The sequence below is a fragment of the Cohaesibacter marisflavi genome (assembly GCF_963665895.2).
Classification (GTDB): domain Bacteria; phylum Pseudomonadota; class Alphaproteobacteria; order Rhizobiales; family Cohaesibacteraceae; genus Cohaesibacter; species Cohaesibacter marisflavi.
Genome location: NZ_OY762534.1, coordinates 4,675,900 through 4,693,978, shown reverse-complemented (window position 1 = coordinate 4,693,978; position 18,079 = coordinate 4,675,900). Strand labels below are relative to the sequence as shown.

14 protein-coding genes and 1 pseudogene are annotated in these 18,079 nt (G+C 50.9%); 13 read left to right on the top strand and 2 right to left on the bottom strand.

Annotation, left to right across the window (positions count from 1 at the left end; all coding sequences use genetic code 11):
• The first annotated feature begins 9 nt into the window (after positions 1–9).
• From ACKPCT_RS21845 to ACKPCT_RS21790, 12 genes and pseudogenes are all read left to right on the top strand, one after another.
• Complete coding sequence (locus ACKPCT_RS21845; RefSeq protein ID WP_448148846.1) at positions 10–108, top strand: hypothetical protein; 99 nt, start codon at positions 10–12, stop codon at positions 106–108.
• A 192-nt stretch (positions 109–300) separates the two neighbouring features.
• Positions 301–1,050: a glutamine ABC transporter substrate-binding protein GlnH gene (gene glnH / locus ACKPCT_RS21840; RefSeq protein ID WP_319567968.1), complete on the top strand. Its 750-nt coding sequence runs from the start codon at positions 301–303 to the stop codon at positions 1,048–1,050.
• Between the two features lie 69 nt (positions 1,051–1,119).
• Positions 1,120–1,776, top strand: a complete 657-nt coding sequence (gene glnP, locus ACKPCT_RS21835; RefSeq protein WP_090073315.1) for a glutamine ABC transporter permease GlnP — start codon at positions 1,120–1,122, stop codon at positions 1,774–1,776.
• A complete protein-coding gene (gene glnQ, locus ACKPCT_RS21830) occupies positions 1,773–2,501 on the top strand; it encodes a glutamine ABC transporter ATP-binding protein GlnQ (RefSeq protein ID WP_090073313.1) in 729 nt (242 codons plus the stop codon). The genes glnP and glnQ overlap by 4 nt, the downstream gene beginning before the upstream one ends.
• Positions 2,491–3,507, top strand: coding sequence for a C45 family peptidase (locus ACKPCT_RS21825; RefSeq protein WP_319567967.1), 1,017 nt, complete (start codon positions 2,491–2,493; stop codon positions 3,505–3,507). Before glnQ ends, ACKPCT_RS21825 begins: the two co-directional genes overlap by 11 nt.
• On the top strand, positions 3,467–4,402 hold the full coding sequence (locus tag ACKPCT_RS21820) for a MurR/RpiR family transcriptional regulator (RefSeq protein WP_090073309.1): 936 nt from the start codon (positions 3,467–3,469) through the stop codon (positions 4,400–4,402). Before ACKPCT_RS21825 ends, ACKPCT_RS21820 begins: the two co-directional genes overlap by 41 nt.
• 587 nt (positions 4,403–4,989) lie before the next feature.
• Positions 4,990–5,793, top strand: coding sequence for a transglutaminase-like domain-containing protein (locus ACKPCT_RS21815; RefSeq protein WP_319567966.1), 804 nt, complete (start codon positions 4,990–4,992; stop codon positions 5,791–5,793).
• A gap of 323 nt (positions 5,794–6,116) precedes the next feature.
• Positions 6,117–6,326: a cold-shock protein gene (locus tag ACKPCT_RS21810; protein WP_319567965.1), complete on the top strand. Its 210-nt coding sequence runs from the start codon at positions 6,117–6,119 to the stop codon at positions 6,324–6,326.
• A gap of 515 nt (positions 6,327–6,841) precedes the next feature.
• Positions 6,842–7,051, top strand: a complete 210-nt coding sequence (locus ACKPCT_RS21805; RefSeq protein ID WP_319567964.1) for a cold-shock protein — start codon at positions 6,842–6,844, stop codon at positions 7,049–7,051.
• Positions 7,052–7,571: 520 nt separating this feature from the next.
• On the top strand, positions 7,572–8,459 hold the full coding sequence (locus tag ACKPCT_RS21800) for a tyrosine-type recombinase/integrase (RefSeq protein ID WP_319567949.1): 888 nt from the start codon (positions 7,572–7,574) through the stop codon (positions 8,457–8,459).
• A gap of 12 nt (positions 8,460–8,471) precedes the next feature.
• Positions 8,472–9,671, top strand: a complete 1,200-nt coding sequence (locus ACKPCT_RS21795) for an IS91 family transposase (RefSeq protein ID WP_319567050.1) — start codon at positions 8,472–8,474, stop codon at positions 9,669–9,671.
• A 587-nt stretch (positions 9,672–10,258) separates the two neighbouring features.
• Positions 10,259–10,693: pseudogene (locus tag ACKPCT_RS21790) on the top strand (YobI family P-loop NTPase); the annotation flags it as partial.
• Positions 10,694–10,726: 33 nt separating this feature from the next.
• On the opposite strand, the gene ACKPCT_RS21785 reads toward ACKPCT_RS21790, so the two are convergent.
• A complete protein-coding gene (locus ACKPCT_RS21785) occupies positions 10,727–11,974 on the bottom strand; it encodes an IS256 family transposase (protein WP_319567962.1) in 1,248 nt (415 codons plus the stop codon).
• On the opposite strand from ACKPCT_RS21785, the gene ACKPCT_RS21780 reads away from it, so the two are divergent.
• Entirely contained in the window at positions 11,973–15,269 is a 3,297-nt protein-coding gene (locus tag ACKPCT_RS21780) for a YobI family P-loop NTPase (protein ID WP_319567961.1), read from the top strand. The two genes, ACKPCT_RS21785 and ACKPCT_RS21780, sit on opposite strands and share 2 nt — an antisense overlap.
• 267 nt (positions 15,270–15,536) lie before the next feature.
• Here the strand turns inward: ACKPCT_RS21780 and ACKPCT_RS21775 are convergent, their stop codons facing one another.
• A complete protein-coding gene (locus ACKPCT_RS21775; protein ID WP_319567960.1) occupies positions 15,537–17,657 on the bottom strand; it encodes a hypothetical protein in 2,121 nt (706 codons plus the stop codon).
• Positions 17,658–18,079: the final 422 nt, after the last annotated feature.

The window sequence follows — 18,079 nt, the reverse complement described above, 5'->3', positions numbered from 1 at the left end:
CACGAGTTCTTGCACCTTGGTCATGAAATCGAGGTATTGGAGCCCGCCCGATTGCAGAAAGCGATGGCGGATCTCGCACAAATCATGGCGGCACTTTATGAAAAGTGACGACAGAGCGCTCTCATAACCACCACAGATTTCTGCCATTTTGCCCAGCATTCGCCTTCAGTTTCTACTTTTTTATAACAATAGCCTTGCACTCAGGCTGAATATATGCAAATAAATTTGCATAATAAAATTGCACGCAAATTTCTGTGCCTAAAAATTCAGCATCACCAAATCAACCATGTGGGAACCAATATGAAATCTCTCCTCAATCTGGCTTGCGCTGCAGCCATTGCCCTCACGGGTGCCCTTTTCACCGGCTCGGCCAATGCCCAAGACCTTATCATTGCGACCGACACCGCATTCGTGCCATTCGAATTTAAGGATGGCGACAAATATACAGGCTTTGATATCGACATGTGGGAAGCGATCGCCAAGGATCTAGACCTCTCTTACGAACTGCGCCCGATGGATTTCTCCGGCATCATTCCTGCCTTGCAGACCGGTCAGGTGGATGTTGCTCTGGCTGGCATCACCATCAAACCGTCCCGCGAAGAGGTTATCGATTTTTCCGACGGCTACTATGAGAGCGGCTTTTTGCTGATGGTATCCTCTGACAGTGACATCAAGGGCGCAGAAGATCTCAAGGGCAAGACCCTTGCCGTGAAGACCGGCACCTCCGCTTCTGACTATGCGACCGAGAATTTCGAAGGCACCGAGCTGCGCAAGTTCCCCAATATCGACAACGCCTATCTCGAGCTGCGTACCGGCCGTGTGGATGCCGCCATGCATGACACGCCAAACGTGCTTTACTACATCAAAAAGGCTGGCAACGGTCAGGTAAAAACCGTTGGCAAGCAGATGATGGCCCAGCAATATGGCATCGGCTTCCCCAAAGGCAGCGATCTGGTCAGCAAAGTCAACACGGTTTTGGCCGCGATGAAAGAAGACGGCCGCTATAACGCTATTTATAAAAAATGGTTCGGCACCGTTCCTGCCAAATAAGCGCCTTCATGCTTTCAGGCCGGGCCAAACGCGCTCGGCCTTTCTTTTTCTCAAAAATTGAGACTTCCCATGGAAATCGACTGGTCAGTCGTCATCACCTACATGCCGCAATTGCTGCAGGGTGCAAAAACGACAATATACATAACCATTCTAGGCCTCGTCGGGGGGCTGGTGCTGGGCTCTATAGCCGGTCTCATGCGCGCCTATGGTGGCCGTATCCTCAATGCTATTGCCTTCGTCTATATCGAGCTGATCCGTGGCACGCCAATCGTGGTTCAGGTCATGTTTCTCTATTTCGCGCTGCCGGTGCTCGCCGATATCCGGATTGATCCGATGGGGGCCGCCGTTCTGTCAATCGTGGTCAATGCCGGGGCCTATATCGCCGAGATCGTGCGCGGCGCTTTCCTTTCGATTGGCAAAGGGTTGAGCGAAGCCGGGCTGGCTCTGGGATTGCCGCGCTGGAAAGTGCTGGTCTATATCGTTGGCCCGCTCGCCTTCCGTCGCCTCATTCCGCCGCTTGGCAACCAGTTCATCGTTTCGCTTAAGGATACATCGCTGTTTATCGTCATTGGCGTGGCTGAGCTGACCCGGACAGGGCAAGAGATCATGGCCTCCAACTTCCGGGCTGTAGAAATCTGGACCGCTGTTGCCGTTCTCTATCTGATCATGACCGGGGCTCTGACCCTACTCCTGCGGGTCGTTGAAAAGAGGATGAAGATCCTATGAGCATCATCGAATTTCATAAAACGTCAAAGGCGTTCGGCCCTCTAACGGTGTTGGACGAAGTGGACCTCAGCATTGATGCTGGTGAAGTGGTCGTGCTTGTCGGGCCTTCCGGATCGGGCAAATCGACCCTACTGCGCTGCATCAATGCGTTGGAGACGATTACCGGCGGCGACCTGATCGTTGACGGATTGAGCGTCAAGGGCAATGCGCGGCAATTGCGCGAAATCCGGCAAGAGGCCGGCATGGTGTTCCAGCAGTTCAATCTGTTCCCACAATTGACAGCTCTCAAGAATGTTGCCTTCGGGCCAAGGCAAGTGCGCCATCTTTCCCAGTCAGAGGCGGAAAGCGTTGCCAGAGATCTGCTCAAGAAGGTCGGGCTGGAAGACAAGGCCGACCATTTGCCATCGGAGCTGTCTGGTGGCCAGCAGCAGCGCGTAGCCATTGCCCGCGCCCTGGCGGTCAAACCCAAGGTCATGCTGTTTGACGAGCCGACCTCTGCGCTTGATCCCGAACTCAAGCATGAAGTGCTCAGTGTAATGCAACAATTGGCTGAAGAAGGCATGACCATGGTTGTCGTAACCCATGAAATGGCCTTTGCGAAAAAGGTCGGGTCGCGCCTCATCTTCATGGAGCATGGCAAGATTGCCGTCGATGGTAATCCGCGCGACGTGATTGACAACCCGCCTAATGATCGCATGAAGGACTTCTTGCACCATGTCGAATAAGCCCCGCGATCTGGGCAGGATAGAAGCCGCAGGAACACCATTTCAGATTGGATATCGCCTTGGAAAAGAAGGGTGTAAGAGTGTTCACGAACACCTGCTCCCAAGCGAGATCTGGCAACAGGTAACGGAAAAAGCCGAGGCTGGAAAAATTCAACAGATGAGCCGGATGGTTCAAGAGCAATTTCCTCGCATCTGGGAAGAACTGAAAGGCTTGGCCGAGGGGCTGGAATTGCCGCTTGATCAGGTTGTGGCGTGGAATTGTCGCGGCGACCTGCTTGCCTCAGCGCCCGATGGATGCACCACGGTCGCTTTGCCCGGAGATAATCCCGTCGTGGCACACAATGAAGACGGCTTGCCCTTCTTCCGCGGGGCCTGTTTTCTGGCTGATATCAGACCTGACGCAGGCCCGGCCTTTACTTCATTCTGCTATCCGGGCTCAATTCCCGGCCACACATTTGCGATCACCGAGACAGGGATGGTTCAGACCGTCAACAATTTGCGTCTGGAGGAAGCCCCGTTTGGCATGCCGCGTATGGTGATCGGGCGCGCCATGCTGGCCTGTTCGAGCTTGGAAGGCGTGTTAAAAATGCTGCATAGCATTCCGACCAGCGGAGGATTTCACGTTCTGCTGGGACAACGCAGCCAAGAGGCCAATATGCGCCTTGTTTCCATCGAATTTGGAGCTGGCACGCTGGCAACGAAGGAAATATCCACTCCCTTTGCTCATGCGAATCATGCTCTCCTCATTGCCAAACGACAGATCGTGACTGAGTCATCACGCGACAGACAAAAGCGCGCTCAGGACCTTCTAACAGAGAAAGATGCGTTGCCATTGGCTATATTGCGCGATATCGACGGGCAAGGCCTGCCCATAAGGCGGGACCAGCCAGACGACCCCGACAATGAGAATACGTTGGCGACCGGCCTATTTGAGTTTTGTAAAGACAAGGTGAAGTGGACAATTTATGACACCCTCTCAGACGACAGCTTCTACACCAACAGGTGAGAATGGCCTGCCGCCTTCGACCATCGAGGGGCTGCGGGACTTGATGATCAAGGTTGGCCGAGGCCAGAGTGATATTCACCTCGGCCCCAAGGCGCTGGCAGCCTTGGGCAAAATCCTCAATCTGCAGGGTGACCCTGCACTATTCTCCATCACCACCCTTGCAGATCGTCTCGAGGTCAATGCCTCAACCATAACCCGGCTGGCGCGCAATCTTGGCTATCCCGGCTTTGGCGCCTTTCAAGAGGTTTTGATCAAGGCCTCGATATCCTCACCGGGAGAGTTTTATTCCAAGAAGGCACAACAAACCCTGCAAAGCGGTGATAAGCCGAGCCTCTCCAAGGTTTCCCAGCTGTGCCATGAGAGCCAAGCCAACACCGATCGCCTGATTGAGAGCTTCGATACCGCTGCATTCGATCATGCTGTGTCCATGATCACCAACGCACCGCGCATTGGCCTCTACGGAATTCGGCAGTTTCATGCTTTTGCGAGTTTTCTCACCTATGGCTTGAGGATGATCCGCGCGGATGTGAATTTGTTGGACAGCAACGCCTTGGGACTGGCTGAAGGAATGGCCCAATATTCATCCGAAGACTTGTTGATAGCCGGCAGCTGCGCGCCCTACTCCGTTCAAACCGTCAAGGCGGTTGAAGCGGCCCATGAGTGTGGCATACAAACACTGGTCATCACGGATTCGCCCGCATCCCCCCTTGTAAAATTCTCTGACGAAGCACTCTTTTCACCTCATCAGACGAGCTTTATTTCCAACTCCATCTCAACCTTCATGCTTCTTGCCGAATGCATCATCAATGGCTGTGCCGCAGCCACTCCGGACGCAACTCAAAAAGCACTTGAGGACAGGGACCGACTGATAAAGCTGATGCAGATCGAAATGTAGGGGTTGGGCTACCTGCGGGGTAACATTTATAGTCCCGAGGCTCAGCTCTGCTAAGAGAATGGAAATTGTCCCCGAAATGACAAAAGCCCTCGCAATTAAGAAAATTGCGAGGGCTTTTAGCAAACGATTGGTACGCCCTACGGGAGTGCAACAATTGTTGTTTTTCAATGCGCTAGCATTGTCCAACCAACAAATAGGCACCATTCATTTCATTAGGCTTTTCTGCAAAATGTCCAACCGATTTTACAGCGATTTGGGCTTCGCTCTCGCCTTATTCAATTCCAGACATTGATCAATGGTGCAGCAAACTTGGAAATCAGATGCCAACAATGCGGACAAAGCGGGCATTGGGTGCAACGCCGAAATTTCATGCGCCGGTGTGCGCTTCTGGCAAATGGGCGGAAAGCCATCATTCGATGCTGGTGAGAGATCTCGGATACCGCCAGCCGAAGCGGACAGTTATGAGGCTTCTCGAGATGAAAGCGTGCAGCCATCGGTTGTCTATGATAAAATCAGCTCAACCAGTCGGCTGATCTGGTTGCGATTTCTTTCAGCCCCCATCGATTTCAAGCTGAAGGAACACAGATATGCGAATGCACTTTGGGTGCCGATTTTCTTTTTCCCTTCCTGCCCCCACGCCTATGATCCTGTTGCTCAATGTGCACTATTCAAGAGCCAGCGATCTCGAACGCCCAGACCTTCTTGTTGTTGATCCTGCCACTCCGATCGACGCATTCAGGGACCCTTTTGGAAACTGGGGCAACCGGATATTGGCACCAGCAGGTTCGGTTACGGTTTCCTCTGACGGCGTCATCAGAGATTCGGGCTCTCCGGATCCCATCAATGAAAACGCTCTTCAGATGCCGGTTGAGCAATTACCGAGCGAGGTGCTGACCTATCTTCTGCCCAGCCGATATTGCGAATCTGACCTGCTTTCCGATTTCGCATGGCAGAGATTTGGCCACACTCCTTTGGGATGGCAGCGTGTTCAGGCCGTTTGCGATTATGTTCATAATCAAATTCTCTTTGGCTACGAGCATTCGAGGCCAACCCGGACAGCCCTGGAAACGCATCAAGAGAGAGTTGGTGTGTGTCGCGACTTTACCCATCTGGCAATAGCCTTTTGCCGCTGCCTCAATATTCCCGCACGTTACTGCACGGGCTACATTAGCGATGTGGGTCAGGGAGTGGTGGATGCGCCTATGGACTTTGCTGCCTGGATGGAGGTTTTCCTCGGAGGACGCTGGTGGGTATTCGATCCGCGCAACAACGACCTCCGCTTCGGTCGCGTTCTTATTGCGCGCGGTCGTGATGCGGCTGATGTGCCCATGGCTCACAGTTTCGGACAACACGAGCTCACGGGTTTCTCGGTCTGGATAGATAAAGTGTGAGAAAGTAGTTTCTCCATACTAAGACTATATAAATCTGCAATTTCCCATTCGCATAAAAATATTATTTTTGCATGAAGTTGAAGATTTATTGTATTTATAAAGTTGATTCTAAATTTTATGATTAGGATTGGTCGATATTTTATAAACTTGCAAAATAAATATTTGTCTCTATATATAGTATATACGCGAAGACAACGCGAAAATTCTTTCTGCCTTCCAGTCAAAATTTCCAGATTTTGAAAGCCTGCTTCCCGAGGTCTACTTGGTTTTGTATGTTTCTCAGAGCGGGTCTGAGGCTGGACATGTTCGAAGAGGCATCAATCATGACAATTGGTACAGTAAAATACTACAATGCAACGACAGGCTTTGGCGCTATTGCACCGAACAACGGCAGCAAAGAGGCTTTCGTTCATATCTCAGATATCGAGCGGGCAGGACTGACCAGCCTTATCGACGGCTTGCAGCTTTCCTATGACCTGCATAAAAACACTTGCGGCAAACGGCAGGCCATCAATCTCCAACTCGTTGATTAAAAATATCGTTGACTGCGCATGGGCGCAATCTTCTCACATAAGGAGTAGTGAATGATCAGTATTGCCAGATCCAAGGCAGAAGCACGGCTCGCCGCTGTTCAAAAGTCTCAAAAGGAGGCTATAAGCGAACAGGAAGAGCGGGCCTTTAAAACCCGCGAAAATATCTCTCGGCTTAGAGCGTTACGGCTCGCCAAAGAAAGCGAAGACCAAACCCGAAATGTGACAAAAAGCCCAGTACGAAGACGCCAGAAGACTCGATAAAAGGCGCCGAATTGAAACCTTGAGTTGGCCTGCTTTCAACTGTTATTACAATGATGTAAAATTTGCGAAAATACTATCAGGGAAAATGATATTTTTCGAAATTTAAAAATAACGCTAGCTATTTCCGAACAGACAGTCTAAGTAAAGAATGCTATTTAATTTCGTAATTCTGTTCCTTTCGGCCCAGCATTCGACGTTGAGGCTGCCAATTCGCCGCATTTCGCGGGCGTTATATTTAAAAGGAACTCAGTAATATGACTACTGGTACAGTTAAGTTTTTCAATTCCACCAAAGGTTTCGGTTTCATTGCTCCTGATGACGGCGGCAAAGATGCTTTCGTTCACATCTCAGCGGTCGAACGCTCTGATATCTTCTCCCTTACAGAAGGCCAGAAGGTCTCCTACGAGTTGGAAGCCGGTCGCGATGGAAAAAGCTCTGCAGTCAATCTGCAAGCCGCTGACTAATAAGCTATCAAGCCGGCATGCATCATGTCGGCTTGATGTTTTTGTCAGAACAAAACATAAACAAAGTGTTTCTTTAGAAGGTGCTGTGGCCACCTAACTTCCTCCTCAAACAAGCTAGGGCCACCAGATAAAAAGTTCTGTTTGTTTTACCTTCGGAGTGCCCCACCCTTCCAAAATGCTGCAGCTCGCTCGAATGACAGCAATGGGAAAGCCTCGTTGAAACAAGCGTTGACTAGCGAATATCGGGAATGGACCGCGGTTTCCGGGCGCCCCTTTCGAGCATGCGAACGTGCCACCCTTTTCAATGTCGCGTTTGGGCTCGGAGCGGACTGGTGCAACGCAAAAACATCTAGCTTTCAGTATTCAATCGTACTGGAAATCGCGGCCCATGGACGAAGCCGCTCGCGCGGCAATGGTGCTCTGGGGAGGCTCCGTTAACCCTCTGAGATAAGTCTGTTTTGCGATCACCGCCGTCTGTCTGACGATTGAGGCGTTCTCAATTATCAGACAGGAGGTTTCCATGACGGAGGAGAGAACCACACCCTTACGCCAACGAATGATCGAAGATATGCGCATACGCGGAATGGGCGACAAAGCGCAAAAGGCCCATATCAGAGCGATCAAGGATTTTGCAGCTTTTCTTGGTCATTCCCCGGACGACGCCACAGCGGAAGAATTACGTGCCTACCAACTTCACATGACAGATGCCGGCATAACACCGACAACCTTCAATGCCCGTATCGTGGCGCTCCGCTTCTTTTTCACCATGACCTGTGGTCGCGAGGAGATGAAGCGGTATATGCAGTTCCGCAGAGAGCCGCGCAAGCTGCCAGTGGTTCTGAGCATTGAAGAGGTTTCAGATCTGCTGATGGCCGCACCAGGACCGGGGCTGAAGTATCGAGCCGCACTCAGCATCGCCTATGGGGCCGGGCTGCGGGCATCCGAGGTTTGCAATCTCAAGGTTTGTGACATCGACAGTGACAGGATGCTGATCCATGTCGAACAGGGCAAAGGAAGCAAGGACCGCAAGGTCATGCTGTCTCCGGGCTTGCTGCATCTATTGCGAACCTATTGGCGCGAGGCTCGCCCGGGAGGTTGGCTGTTCCCGGGCAAGCCGACGATCAACCCGATTTCACCACGACAATTGAGCCGTGCCTTTGGGTCGGCAAAGAATATGGCCGGGATCCGGAAGACCGCGACCCTGCATACATTGCGGCACAGCTTTGCCACTCATCTGCTCGAAGCCAACACGGATGTGCGGGTGATACAGGTCTTGCTCGGCCATGCCAAGCTGTCTACGACGGCGCAATATACCCATGTTGCCACCAAGACAATCCGGGACACCGTCAGCCCCTTTGAGATGCTGGCCAGCTTGCAGGATCAAACCGTGAAGCGAAGCCTGGAATAAGCGGCCCTTGTGGTGCCGCGTGCAAAGCTGGAGATAGCCGATATCTTTCGACGATACGGCCCAGCCTGGCGCCAAGCCAACCAAGGACATATAAGCCTTGACCAACTCAAGGTGATGTCAGCAATAGAGACCTGCCGAACGGAGGCGCTTGGCGGGCATGTGGCAGGCTGTGCCAAGTGTGGCCACCATCACATTGCCTATAATTCCTGCAAGAACCGCCACTGTCCGAAGTGTCAGGGTCCAGCTGCCCGTGACTGGATGGAGGCACGCGCCGAGGACTTGTTGCCGGTCGAGTATTTCCACCTCGTCTTCACCCTCCCTGCGGAGATTGCCCAGATTACCTACTGGAACAAGCGAGCACTCTATGGGCTGTTGTTCAGGGCATCTGCACAAACGGTGATGACCATCGCTGCCGATCCCAAACGCATGGGTGCCAGGCTGGGTATGACCTCTGTGCTGCACACATGGGGATCGGCCCTCATGCATCATCCCCACATCCATATGATCGTGCCCGGCGGAGGCCTGTCACCAGATGGCACAAGGTGGGTGGGATCCAAGCCCGGCTTCTTCCTTCATGTGCGGGTGCTATCCCGGCTGTTCCGACGGCTGTTTCTGGAAGGACTGTTGGATCTGCATCAGTCTGACAAGCTCGCCTTCTTCGGAGATTTGGCAGGACTGTCGGAACCGAAGGCGTTTGCCGCTTGGCTCCAACCATTCCGCAGGACCGAATGGGTGGTCTATGCCAAGCCTCCCTTTGGCGGTCCTGAAGCTGTGTTGGCCTATCTCAGTCGATACACCCATCGGGTGGCAATCTCGAATAACCGGCTGATCAGTGCGAATGCCAGCACTGTGACTTTCCGCTGGAAGGATTACCGTATCAAATCGGGAGATCGACAAAAGATCATGCAGTTGGCAACGCCCGAGTTCATCCGTCGCTTTCTGCTCCATGTCCTGCCTGCCGGCTTCCATCGGATCCGGCATTACGGGTTCTTGGCCAGCGCCAATCGCAAAGCCAACATTGCGAGGATCCGCACAATCCTTGGAGTAGAGCAACTGCAGGAAGATAACAAACAGGAACCGGCTGCAGAGGTCAGCCCGCCAACCCTGCGAGAACCCTGTCCCTGTTGCGGTGGCCCCATGCGGATTATCGAGATCTTCCGGCGAGGTCAGAAACCTCTATCCCGGGCACCTCCAAGGGAACAGGCTGCATGAAAGATATCTTGCACATCTGGTCCAAACAGAACCGGCTGCTTCAGTTATGCCGGACAGGATCGCCTGCGGCCAAATTCGGAAATCTGGTCTCAAGCGGCTTGTCACGACAGAAAACAACATCAAGCTCGATGTTTTGGCCAGCTTCAGACGCCTGGGTAACGATGAGCCTGCCTCCTGATCATCTGCCGTGCTGCACCATCGCACCAACCTTCGAAACACTTTCCCCATAGACTGAGCGCAGTCCCCGCAGGCTTCTTCCTTGGGAGGATTTCCAACGCGGGTCGAAATTCCATCCAGCCGAAAAATCGCGCCGCGACCCGCATCGAAAATCCTTCACCAAAGACGACATTCGTGAGATGTTGGGTTAATGCCTGCTTCTGCGGGCATTCCGGTCGCTTCGGCTGATATCGTGATCGTTCACTCGGTGCCCTTCACAAAACTATTGTCGCTTCTCACTACGCGTTATAATTGTGGACATTGGAGTTCTAGCGCTTGATTCCCAAATGCGGACCTCTTGTCGGCTAAAATTCTGTAATTTCCAGACCAGATAAATATTTACCGCCTGGAATTTTGATTGTTAGGTACTTATGAGCAAACGCATTGAAGCACTCACAAACTGGTTGGCGGTACGGCTCATTGGTTTGGCGAACGTTTTGAAACGTATGGGCAGCTCGGCGGCTAGGCCATCCAAGTTCGTAAATCTCGCGCCAACAGACCAAGCTGATAAGGACGGTGTATATTTCGAAGCTCTAGACTTCGCTACGACTGACCCGAAGGTATACAATATCGCGCTGACAGGTCCCTATGGGTCGGGAAAAAGCAGCATTGTCCAATCCTTCCTCAAAAAATATCAGAGACCTACGCTTCACATATCTCTCGCGGCGTTTGCTCACGAAGCGGATGCAGTTAGTGGAGAAGGAAGACGTCAAAAAATTGAAAGAAGCATACTGGAGCAGATGCTCTACGGCGCCGACGCCAACAAACTCCCATTGTCGCGCTTTAAGCGAATTCAGTCGCCCGGCGGAGCTATTGTCAATTCTGGTGTTTGAAGCTTTTCAAGCAGCGGCCTTTTGTTGGTTTGACGGCTTGATGCCGTTGACGAAGTCGACGCCTTCAATGACGTCAGCGAGATGAGCGAAGCCACGAAGCTTTCGCCAGTTTTTCTCGGCGCATTGGCCGAGTTTGAACATCATATGCAGCATACCTTCTCTGCTCAGGCTTCCCTTTGTTCGCTTGGTGCGATGGCGGATGGTGGCAAAAGCGCTCTCAATCGGATTTGATGTGCGGATACTCTGCCAATGCTGAGCGGGAAAGTCGAAGAATGTCAGGAGTTCTGAGCGATCCTTGATCAAGCATTCAACTGCCCTGGGGTATTTGGCCTCATAGCTTTCGATGAACAGGTCAAAAGAGAGATTGGCATCCTCACGGGTCTCTGCCTGCCAAATATCATGCAGCATTTTCTTGGCCTTGGGCTGGGATCGCTTGGGCAGATAATTGAGCACGTTTGCCGTTTTATGGACCCAACAGCGTTGCTGACGGGTGGATGGAAATATCTCTTCCAGCGCCGCCCAGAATCCCATGGCTCCGTCGCCGATGGCCAATTTCGGTGCCTTGAGGCCATGCTTTTGAAGGCCCAGCAGAACCTCTCGCCAGCTCTGGGTGGATTCGCGGACGCCATCGTCGATAGCCAGAAAATGCTTTTCACCTCGCGAGTTCACCCCGATCACCACCAGGGCACAGAGCCGGTCATCAGTGCCACGCAGGCCGCTGTAAATGCCGTCCGCCCAGATGTAGACCCATTCATCACGGCTGATGTCAGCTTTGCGCCAATCCTCATACTCTGCCGCCCATTGTTTCTTCAGCCGAGATATTGTCTTGGCAGAGAACCCGGTCGCGTCCGGCCCGAGAAGTGCCTTCAGAGCGTCCTCCATCTCACCGGTCGATATGCCCTTGAGATACAGCCAGGGCAAGGCTGCCTCGATAGACTTGGACTTGCGGACATATGGCGGAACAAGGGCTGACCGGAAGGTGACCGGTTTGCCGACCTTGGAGCGGACTTTGGGGATTTTCACCGTGACAGGACCAATTCCGGTCTGAACAGCACGTTCGGGGTGATGGCCATTGCGGACAACTCCGGCCAATCCATCAGGTGTCTTCTGTTCCTTGAACTCCTGTAGGAAAGCTTCCAATTCCGCCTCGACAGCCGTTTGCAGAAGTTGCCGCGCACCCTTGCGCAGCAATTCTGTCAATGGGTCAGCAACGGTATCTCGACCGCGCAATTCGACGATGGTATTCTCATCCATGGTGGTGCGTCCTCGAAGATTGGTGGATTCGCGTAGCAACGACGATCCAATCAGATGCACCGCCAACTTTCAAATCCTCCAAACACCAGATTCACCTATAGCTCCGCCCGGCGTTCTGTCGATACTTAAATCGCTGTACATCACTATCGGGCTGGGTTCGCTTTGTTACGTCTTTGCAAAGCGCGAAGTCATTCTAGACGGCAGTTTCTTCCGTCCATTCGCAATGAGCAATTGGCTTAATCTAGCAGGCTTCGCCTTCGCAGCGTTATTTCTCTGGGCAATGCTGCATTACTTTTACGTGGCCAGCTTTGGACTATCGCTGAAGAGTTTCTCATTGAAAGACATTGAGATAAGGCCGGCATCGGATAATCAGGATTCCATCCTCAACCGGCACCTAGATGAAATTATCTACTTCTTCCAATCGACAGAATATGATCTCGTCATCATTGAGGACCTAGACCGCTTCAAAGACCCCGAAATCTTCGTGACATTGCGTGAAATCAACAGCTTGGTGAACGAGAACGCAGGCGTCAAGCGAACCATCAGGTTTCTTTATGCCTTACGCGATGACGTTTTTGTGAACACTGATCGAACCAAATTCTTCGAATTTATAATACCAGTCATTCCGATCATTAACACCTCAAACTCGATCGATATGGTTTTGAAGCAAGGAAAGAGGCTGGCGCTCGACGGGCGTCTTGATCGTCAGTTCCTCCGAGAGGTATCCAGGTATCTAAATGACTTGAGACTGATTCAAAACATTTTCAATGAATATGCCATCTACGCCGCCAATCTGGAAATAGACAACGAAAATAATCTCGACGCCAACAAACTGCTTGCTATACTGATCTATAAGAACGCTTACCCCGACGATTTCGAAAAACTGCACCGGGGAAAAGGCAATCTCGCAGGACTTTTGAGCCGCCGCGATGAATTTGTTTCACGGGGCGAGGCTGCGGGTAGAGCCGAGATAGCGGAGCTCGAACAAAAGATTGAAAATGCCGAACGGCAGACACCTTCAGACGTGAAAGAATTGCGTCAAATCTACGCAATGGCGCTCGTCGAGACGCTTCCTGCGAACGTTACTAGCATCAGCCTAGACGGGCACTCTTGGATCGGACTTCCCGAACTTTCTGGGCACGACGAGTTTGAACGGATAATTGCAGCTCCGCAAATTGTCCACCGAGACGCCAATAATTACAGACAGCGGACTAATATCTCCACCTTTCAAAAAGAGGTAAATAGTCAAAAAACCTACTTGGAGCGCAAGGAGGAAGTCGAAAACAAAACTGAGGCCTTCAAGAACGAAAGCCTGCGACGGATTCGTGAGCTTAGAGAGAAAATCGCACCTCTTCGGGCAAGCAAGTTCAATGAACTTGTGCGTTTAGGCGCCCAGCAGACAACCGATCTTTTCAACGGCTTCGGAGAGAGGGGAGAACTGGCGCGATTCCTTGTTTTAGAAGGTCATCTTGATGACACTTACTACCAGTATACATCGCTCTTCCATTCTGGACGACTGTCGCCCAACGACAATAAGTACCTCATTCAGATTCGAGCGTTTGCTACACCCGATCCAGCCTTTCCAATCGACAACCCCAAAGAGGTCATCGCAGCGATGCGCGCTGAGGACTTCGGTCAAAGTTATGTCCTCAACGTCAAACTGGTTGATAGCCTTCTTAGCGAGACAAGCCGGTATAGCGACCAAACTCGGAGGCTCATGGAATATATAGCGTCCAATTTTGATGGCTGCGAAGCTTTCTTCGGGACTTACTACGACACGGGACAAGAAGTTGCCAAGTTGCTTTCCTGCCTGATCAAAAAGTGGAGGCGGTTCGTTCCAACGGCTATCGCAAGTAAGCGTAGTCTGTACCATGTCGCGCAATTGTTGACGAACCTTCCTGAAGATGTGCTCTCAAAAGTGGCCGCGGATTACGACGATTTCCCTGAGTTCGTCGCGACGAACCTACCTGAAATTCTGGCACTCGCATCTGACTTGGCTCCCGAACGCCTAGAGTGTATTGGCGTCGAAGTCCACGATCTTCCAGCAATAGGTATGTATCACGGCACCGTACGCTTCATGGTAAAGAAAGGGTTATTTGAACTCTCGATAGCCAATTTTGAACATGTCTATCGAGAGGTTATGGGGGAAACCAATCTCACGGCATTTCGCCAGTGCAACTACACAACAATACGCTCATTCTCGGATCCGACACTGATGACGAGGGTTGAACGCGATTTCGGGCTCTATCTTAGCGATGTGCTTCTCAAGCTTGGCGACAATTCCGAAGAGAATGTCGCGGCCATAATTGATGTCCTATCCCGTAAGGAAATTGATGAAGATAATCTGCGCATGTTTCTCGGACGTCAAACGGCTCTTCTGCCAACGCTAGATGGAGTTCCAGAAAGGTTCCACGCCATGGTGTTTGAGCTGCGACGTATCGAGCCGACATGGGAGAATTGTATCACATTCTTGGGAAGCAGTGGATATGCGGCAGAGATCTTGTTGGCTTATCTTAATCGAGGAGATGTGCGCGCGGTGATCCTGAAGCACCCTATGCCGAGCGATACGGAGACACTGCCGCTACGCCAAACCATTGTTGACGCGAATGCACTTAGCGACGAAAGCTATCGGGAATATGTCCGAGCATTGCCCAACCCGTTCAAGAAATTTCCCAAGGAGCTTGCTTCTTCGAAGCTCGCCATACTTATCAAAGAGCATAAGATCACTTTTTCAAAGGAAAACCTCGACTTGCTTGACGTCGAGACGGACTTGCCCGTGCTTTTCGTAGCAGAAAACATCGAATCTTATCTCGAGAGTCCTGACGAGTTTGCGCTTGACGACGACTTCCGGGCGTCGCTCCTTCGGATGGCAATAAGTGATAGCGTTAAGCGCGCGATCGTTGACCTTATGGATATGAACGCGCTCACCGAGTTTCCGGATCGAGCAGCACTGATCGGTCCGATTCTTGATCGCACCGATATACAATTGCCTCAACTAGACTCACTGTCAGCACGATCTCTGATCCTGAACACTGAACCTGTTGAGACGCAGCTCTCTCTCTTTTGCAAGTTACATTCAACGATGACTGTAGAGGAAGTTCGCCAAGTCCTCGCATCGCTTCCGAAACCTTTTTCTGAGATCACGATTGGATACCATATACCAAGATTGTCGAACTCAGATGAGAATCGTGGCTTGGTAGAATGGCTCGATAATCGAGGTATTATCTCTTCATGGAGCGAGGGAGGCGGTTGGTTCTCAGGTGATGACATACGTGTGAATCTCAAAAGGAAGTAACGAAACGGTTGGAAAAATGGTCCGTTCAGCGGTGGAAGGTTGCAATGAGACGCCATTCCCCGTTGGAACTACTATCGGCAGCCGCCTATTTAGTCTGGCGCACCAGAAGGCAGTTCTTCCGTTTCTGCTATAGAAAGCTGATCGTCCAGAAACGGTTCCCTTGCAGTCATTCGTGCAGACCGCAGCAAACATCCACTTACCGCCCTATTTACTCGGAAGTGCATTGCAACACATGCGACATACCTACGCCTCCACAATAACAGCATATTAGCGTTGATCACTATCCTTATTATTCGTCTTTCCTGATCTCTGGAGTATATTAGACACTTCAACGGAGAGACCTGTAAACATCTTCTTGAACTCAGGCAGTCTATGAGGTTTCACAAATTTTTCTGCCTGTTTCACAGTTTGGGCTATGCTTTCAAACGCCTTGCTGAGCATTGCTTCCAGTTTGTCGACTTTTGCCGCAGCCTTCTTTATTGCTGCTTGCGTGGCCGTTTTCATCGAAGAGAACAAGCTATTCAAGGTGGCCGATGAAGCCTCAGGATCTTTTTGTACTTGGCCCCAAAGATGATTGGACACTTCAGGGTTTTTGTCTTGCACAGCCACAAAATGATCCTGGTTGCGGTCTAAATCGAATTCAAGAAAACCTTCTTCGACCAATTTCACTGAAGCAAATTGTGCTTCAATATGCTCCTCTTTGACACGCACCACATTCAATGCAGCGGTTATGCTGTCTACGGCTTTCTTAGCAGCAACGGGATTGCTTTTGATCCTTTTGAGATAAGGCTCTGCTAACTCAGTGTCCACATCTTCCTTGACCTTGCACCCCAGAGGCTTATCAGGGTCGGGGTCAAGATAACCTGCGGCAAAGCCTTCAATGAATCCCAAAGAAGCATCTATCTGTTTTCGGGCTTCTGCAACCTCATCTTTAGCTTTCTTGCTTGCAGCTTTTTCAAGCAACTTTTGCCATGCAACTAATTCTGCGCGCGTCTCTTCGACCGTTTCAGGGTACTTCTGCTTCATTTTATCGAGTTTCGCAGCAACGTCTCTTTTGACGCTCTTGTCGACAAGCCCCTGATAGAGCCGACCGACTTGCAAACCATCAGGTGTATCCTCAACTCCTTGGCACGCGAATTCTCGCTGCAAGTATTTCTTCACCTCGAATTCCGATTTCTGCCTCTCAACCTTTTCAGCCTCGCGTTCTAAATGAGCAATTATTTTCTCCGGATTTGAAACAATCTCGTCTACTGTTCCGAAAGCCCCTTCATGCTGCTGCAAAAGAGCTTTTCTAAGCTTGCGTGTCCGAGCCTTTTCTTGTTCCTCATGCCGAACAATCCCCCCGGCTTCCAACAATTGAATCGCGAGCTTTTGACGTTCATCCAACCGCATTTTACCTTGCTCAGCACTCAGACTTGCCCTTTCCTTAATGGCGTAAATCATTTGCGCAGCTTTTGAACCTGAGGGGATTGGACTTTTACGAGGCTGCCGATCTTGATAGAAAACAAGGTCTGATAAATCCATTGCCTCGACATATTCGATAGCCTGCTTTCCAAGCTCATAGGCTTCCCGCTTTGCTTCCGCTCTTTTTTCTCCTCGCACAATATCCATGTCCAATCTGCATGGTTGTTGGAACCAATCGCCGACAGCATCCTGAGCCAATTCATAACCAGTCTTGCCGGTTTGTTTATCTTTAGTCCCAGACAACAATTTATGGTGTGAGCAACGAAAAAGACTGCGACCCTTTGCATACCGAGCAGAAGGAGGCAACTCCTCAATATCAAAGATGAGACCCTGAAGATGGATCGCTTGCTCATCCATATCGACCCGGCAGTATTGAAGCATATCTTGGAAATTCTCTTGCAAAAACCCAATGGCCTCTTCAACAAACTTGTCACAAATGTTCGTATCAAATTGCGCAACACAGCCGTCATCATCCAGAAACTTGAGCATCCGATCTGGGGGACAATCGTCACCAGCCCGAAAGTAATCTCGATGCAAACTCATGAGTACTTCTCTTAGTGGTCCCCCGGATTTCTGATTTTCATGCCAGGGGTTTTTGGCTCCTTTCTCGACCGCTTTTAAAAACGCGTCATGACCGCGAGACTTTTTTGTCCCTTCAATAAGGGATATGTGATTGAGACCCTTTAATACCTTTTCGAGCTCCATCACTTCATCAGCAATCTCGTCGCTGCCTACGAGAATTCGGTTCAGAGGTTGTCGGGAAGGATCACAATGCGAATGATCGCCGATTGTTCGCTTAGCATGCGCAATCATGCTTTTGACATCTTTCGGATATATCGATTTGAAGCGCAAAACTATCGGATAGAGACCATCAGCTCTTAGCAATTCCGAATAGCCATTTTGTGTTCCGCCATGCTTAGCCATAACATTCTCCTATGTTTAACATGGAGATGGGGGCGTTCTAAAAAGCTGCAGACATTTTTTTCAAAACCCATCTCATGGGTGTCGAAAGCGGTCATATTTTCAAACATCCATATAAATTGAATCTCAAGACATTGTACTCACTAGAGACGTGCGAAAATGGCTATGGCAATTTCGCACGTCTCTGCTCGGTCAGGTTATGGCAAAGCCCTTCCCGACACCCAACACCTATAAGGGAAAAGGCGCCCTACCCTCTTCCCTTAACCCAACTCCAAGCCGCTCCACGGTGGCCGAAAGGGGGCTATCGCGCCCACCTCTTGGATCACCCCTCTCTTGTTTGCGACCAGTCGTCCTGACCAAATATAAATGATCATCGATTCTGTGCTTCTTTACTAAAACAAGCCCAGCTCCGATCGTCTCTTTGG

Excerpts from the sequence above, each read along its gene's own strand:
- ACKPCT_RS21800 (WP_319567949.1), top strand. The coding sequence starts at position 7,572 with ATGACGGAGGAGAGAACCACACCCTTACGCCAACGAATGATCGAAGAT.
- ACKPCT_RS21810 (WP_319567965.1), top strand. The coding sequence starts at position 6,117 with ATGACAATTGGTACAGTAAAATACTACAATGCAACGACAGGCTTTGGC.
- glnP (WP_090073315.1), top strand. The coding sequence starts at position 1,120 with ATGGAAATCGACTGGTCAGTCGTCATCACCTACATGCCGCAATTGCTG.
- glnH (WP_319567968.1), top strand. The coding sequence starts at position 301 with ATGAAATCTCTCCTCAATCTGGCTTGCGCTGCAGCCATTGCCCTCACG.
- ACKPCT_RS21775 (WP_319567960.1), bottom strand. The coding sequence starts at position 17,657 with ATGGCTAAGCATGGCGGAACACAAAATGGCTATTCGGAATTGCTAAGA.
- ACKPCT_RS21825 (WP_319567967.1), top strand. The coding sequence starts at position 2,491 with ATGTCGAATAAGCCCCGCGATCTGGGCAGGATAGAAGCCGCAGGAACA.
- ACKPCT_RS21780 (WP_319567961.1), top strand. The coding sequence starts at position 11,973 with ATGGTGGTGCGTCCTCGAAGATTGGTGGATTCGCGTAGCAACGACGAT.
- ACKPCT_RS21805 (WP_319567964.1), top strand. The coding sequence starts at position 6,842 with ATGACTACTGGTACAGTTAAGTTTTTCAATTCCACCAAAGGTTTCGGT.
- ACKPCT_RS21815 (WP_319567966.1), top strand. The coding sequence starts at position 4,990 with ATGCGAATGCACTTTGGGTGCCGATTTTCTTTTTCCCTTCCTGCCCCC.
- ACKPCT_RS21785 (WP_319567962.1), bottom strand. The coding sequence starts at position 11,974 with ATGGATGAGAATACCATCGTCGAATTGCGCGGTCGAGATACCGTTGCT.
- glnQ (WP_090073313.1), top strand. The coding sequence starts at position 1,773 with ATGAGCATCATCGAATTTCATAAAACGTCAAAGGCGTTCGGCCCTCTA.
- ACKPCT_RS21820 (WP_090073309.1), top strand. The coding sequence starts at position 3,467 with ATGACACCCTCTCAGACGACAGCTTCTACACCAACAGGTGAGAATGGC.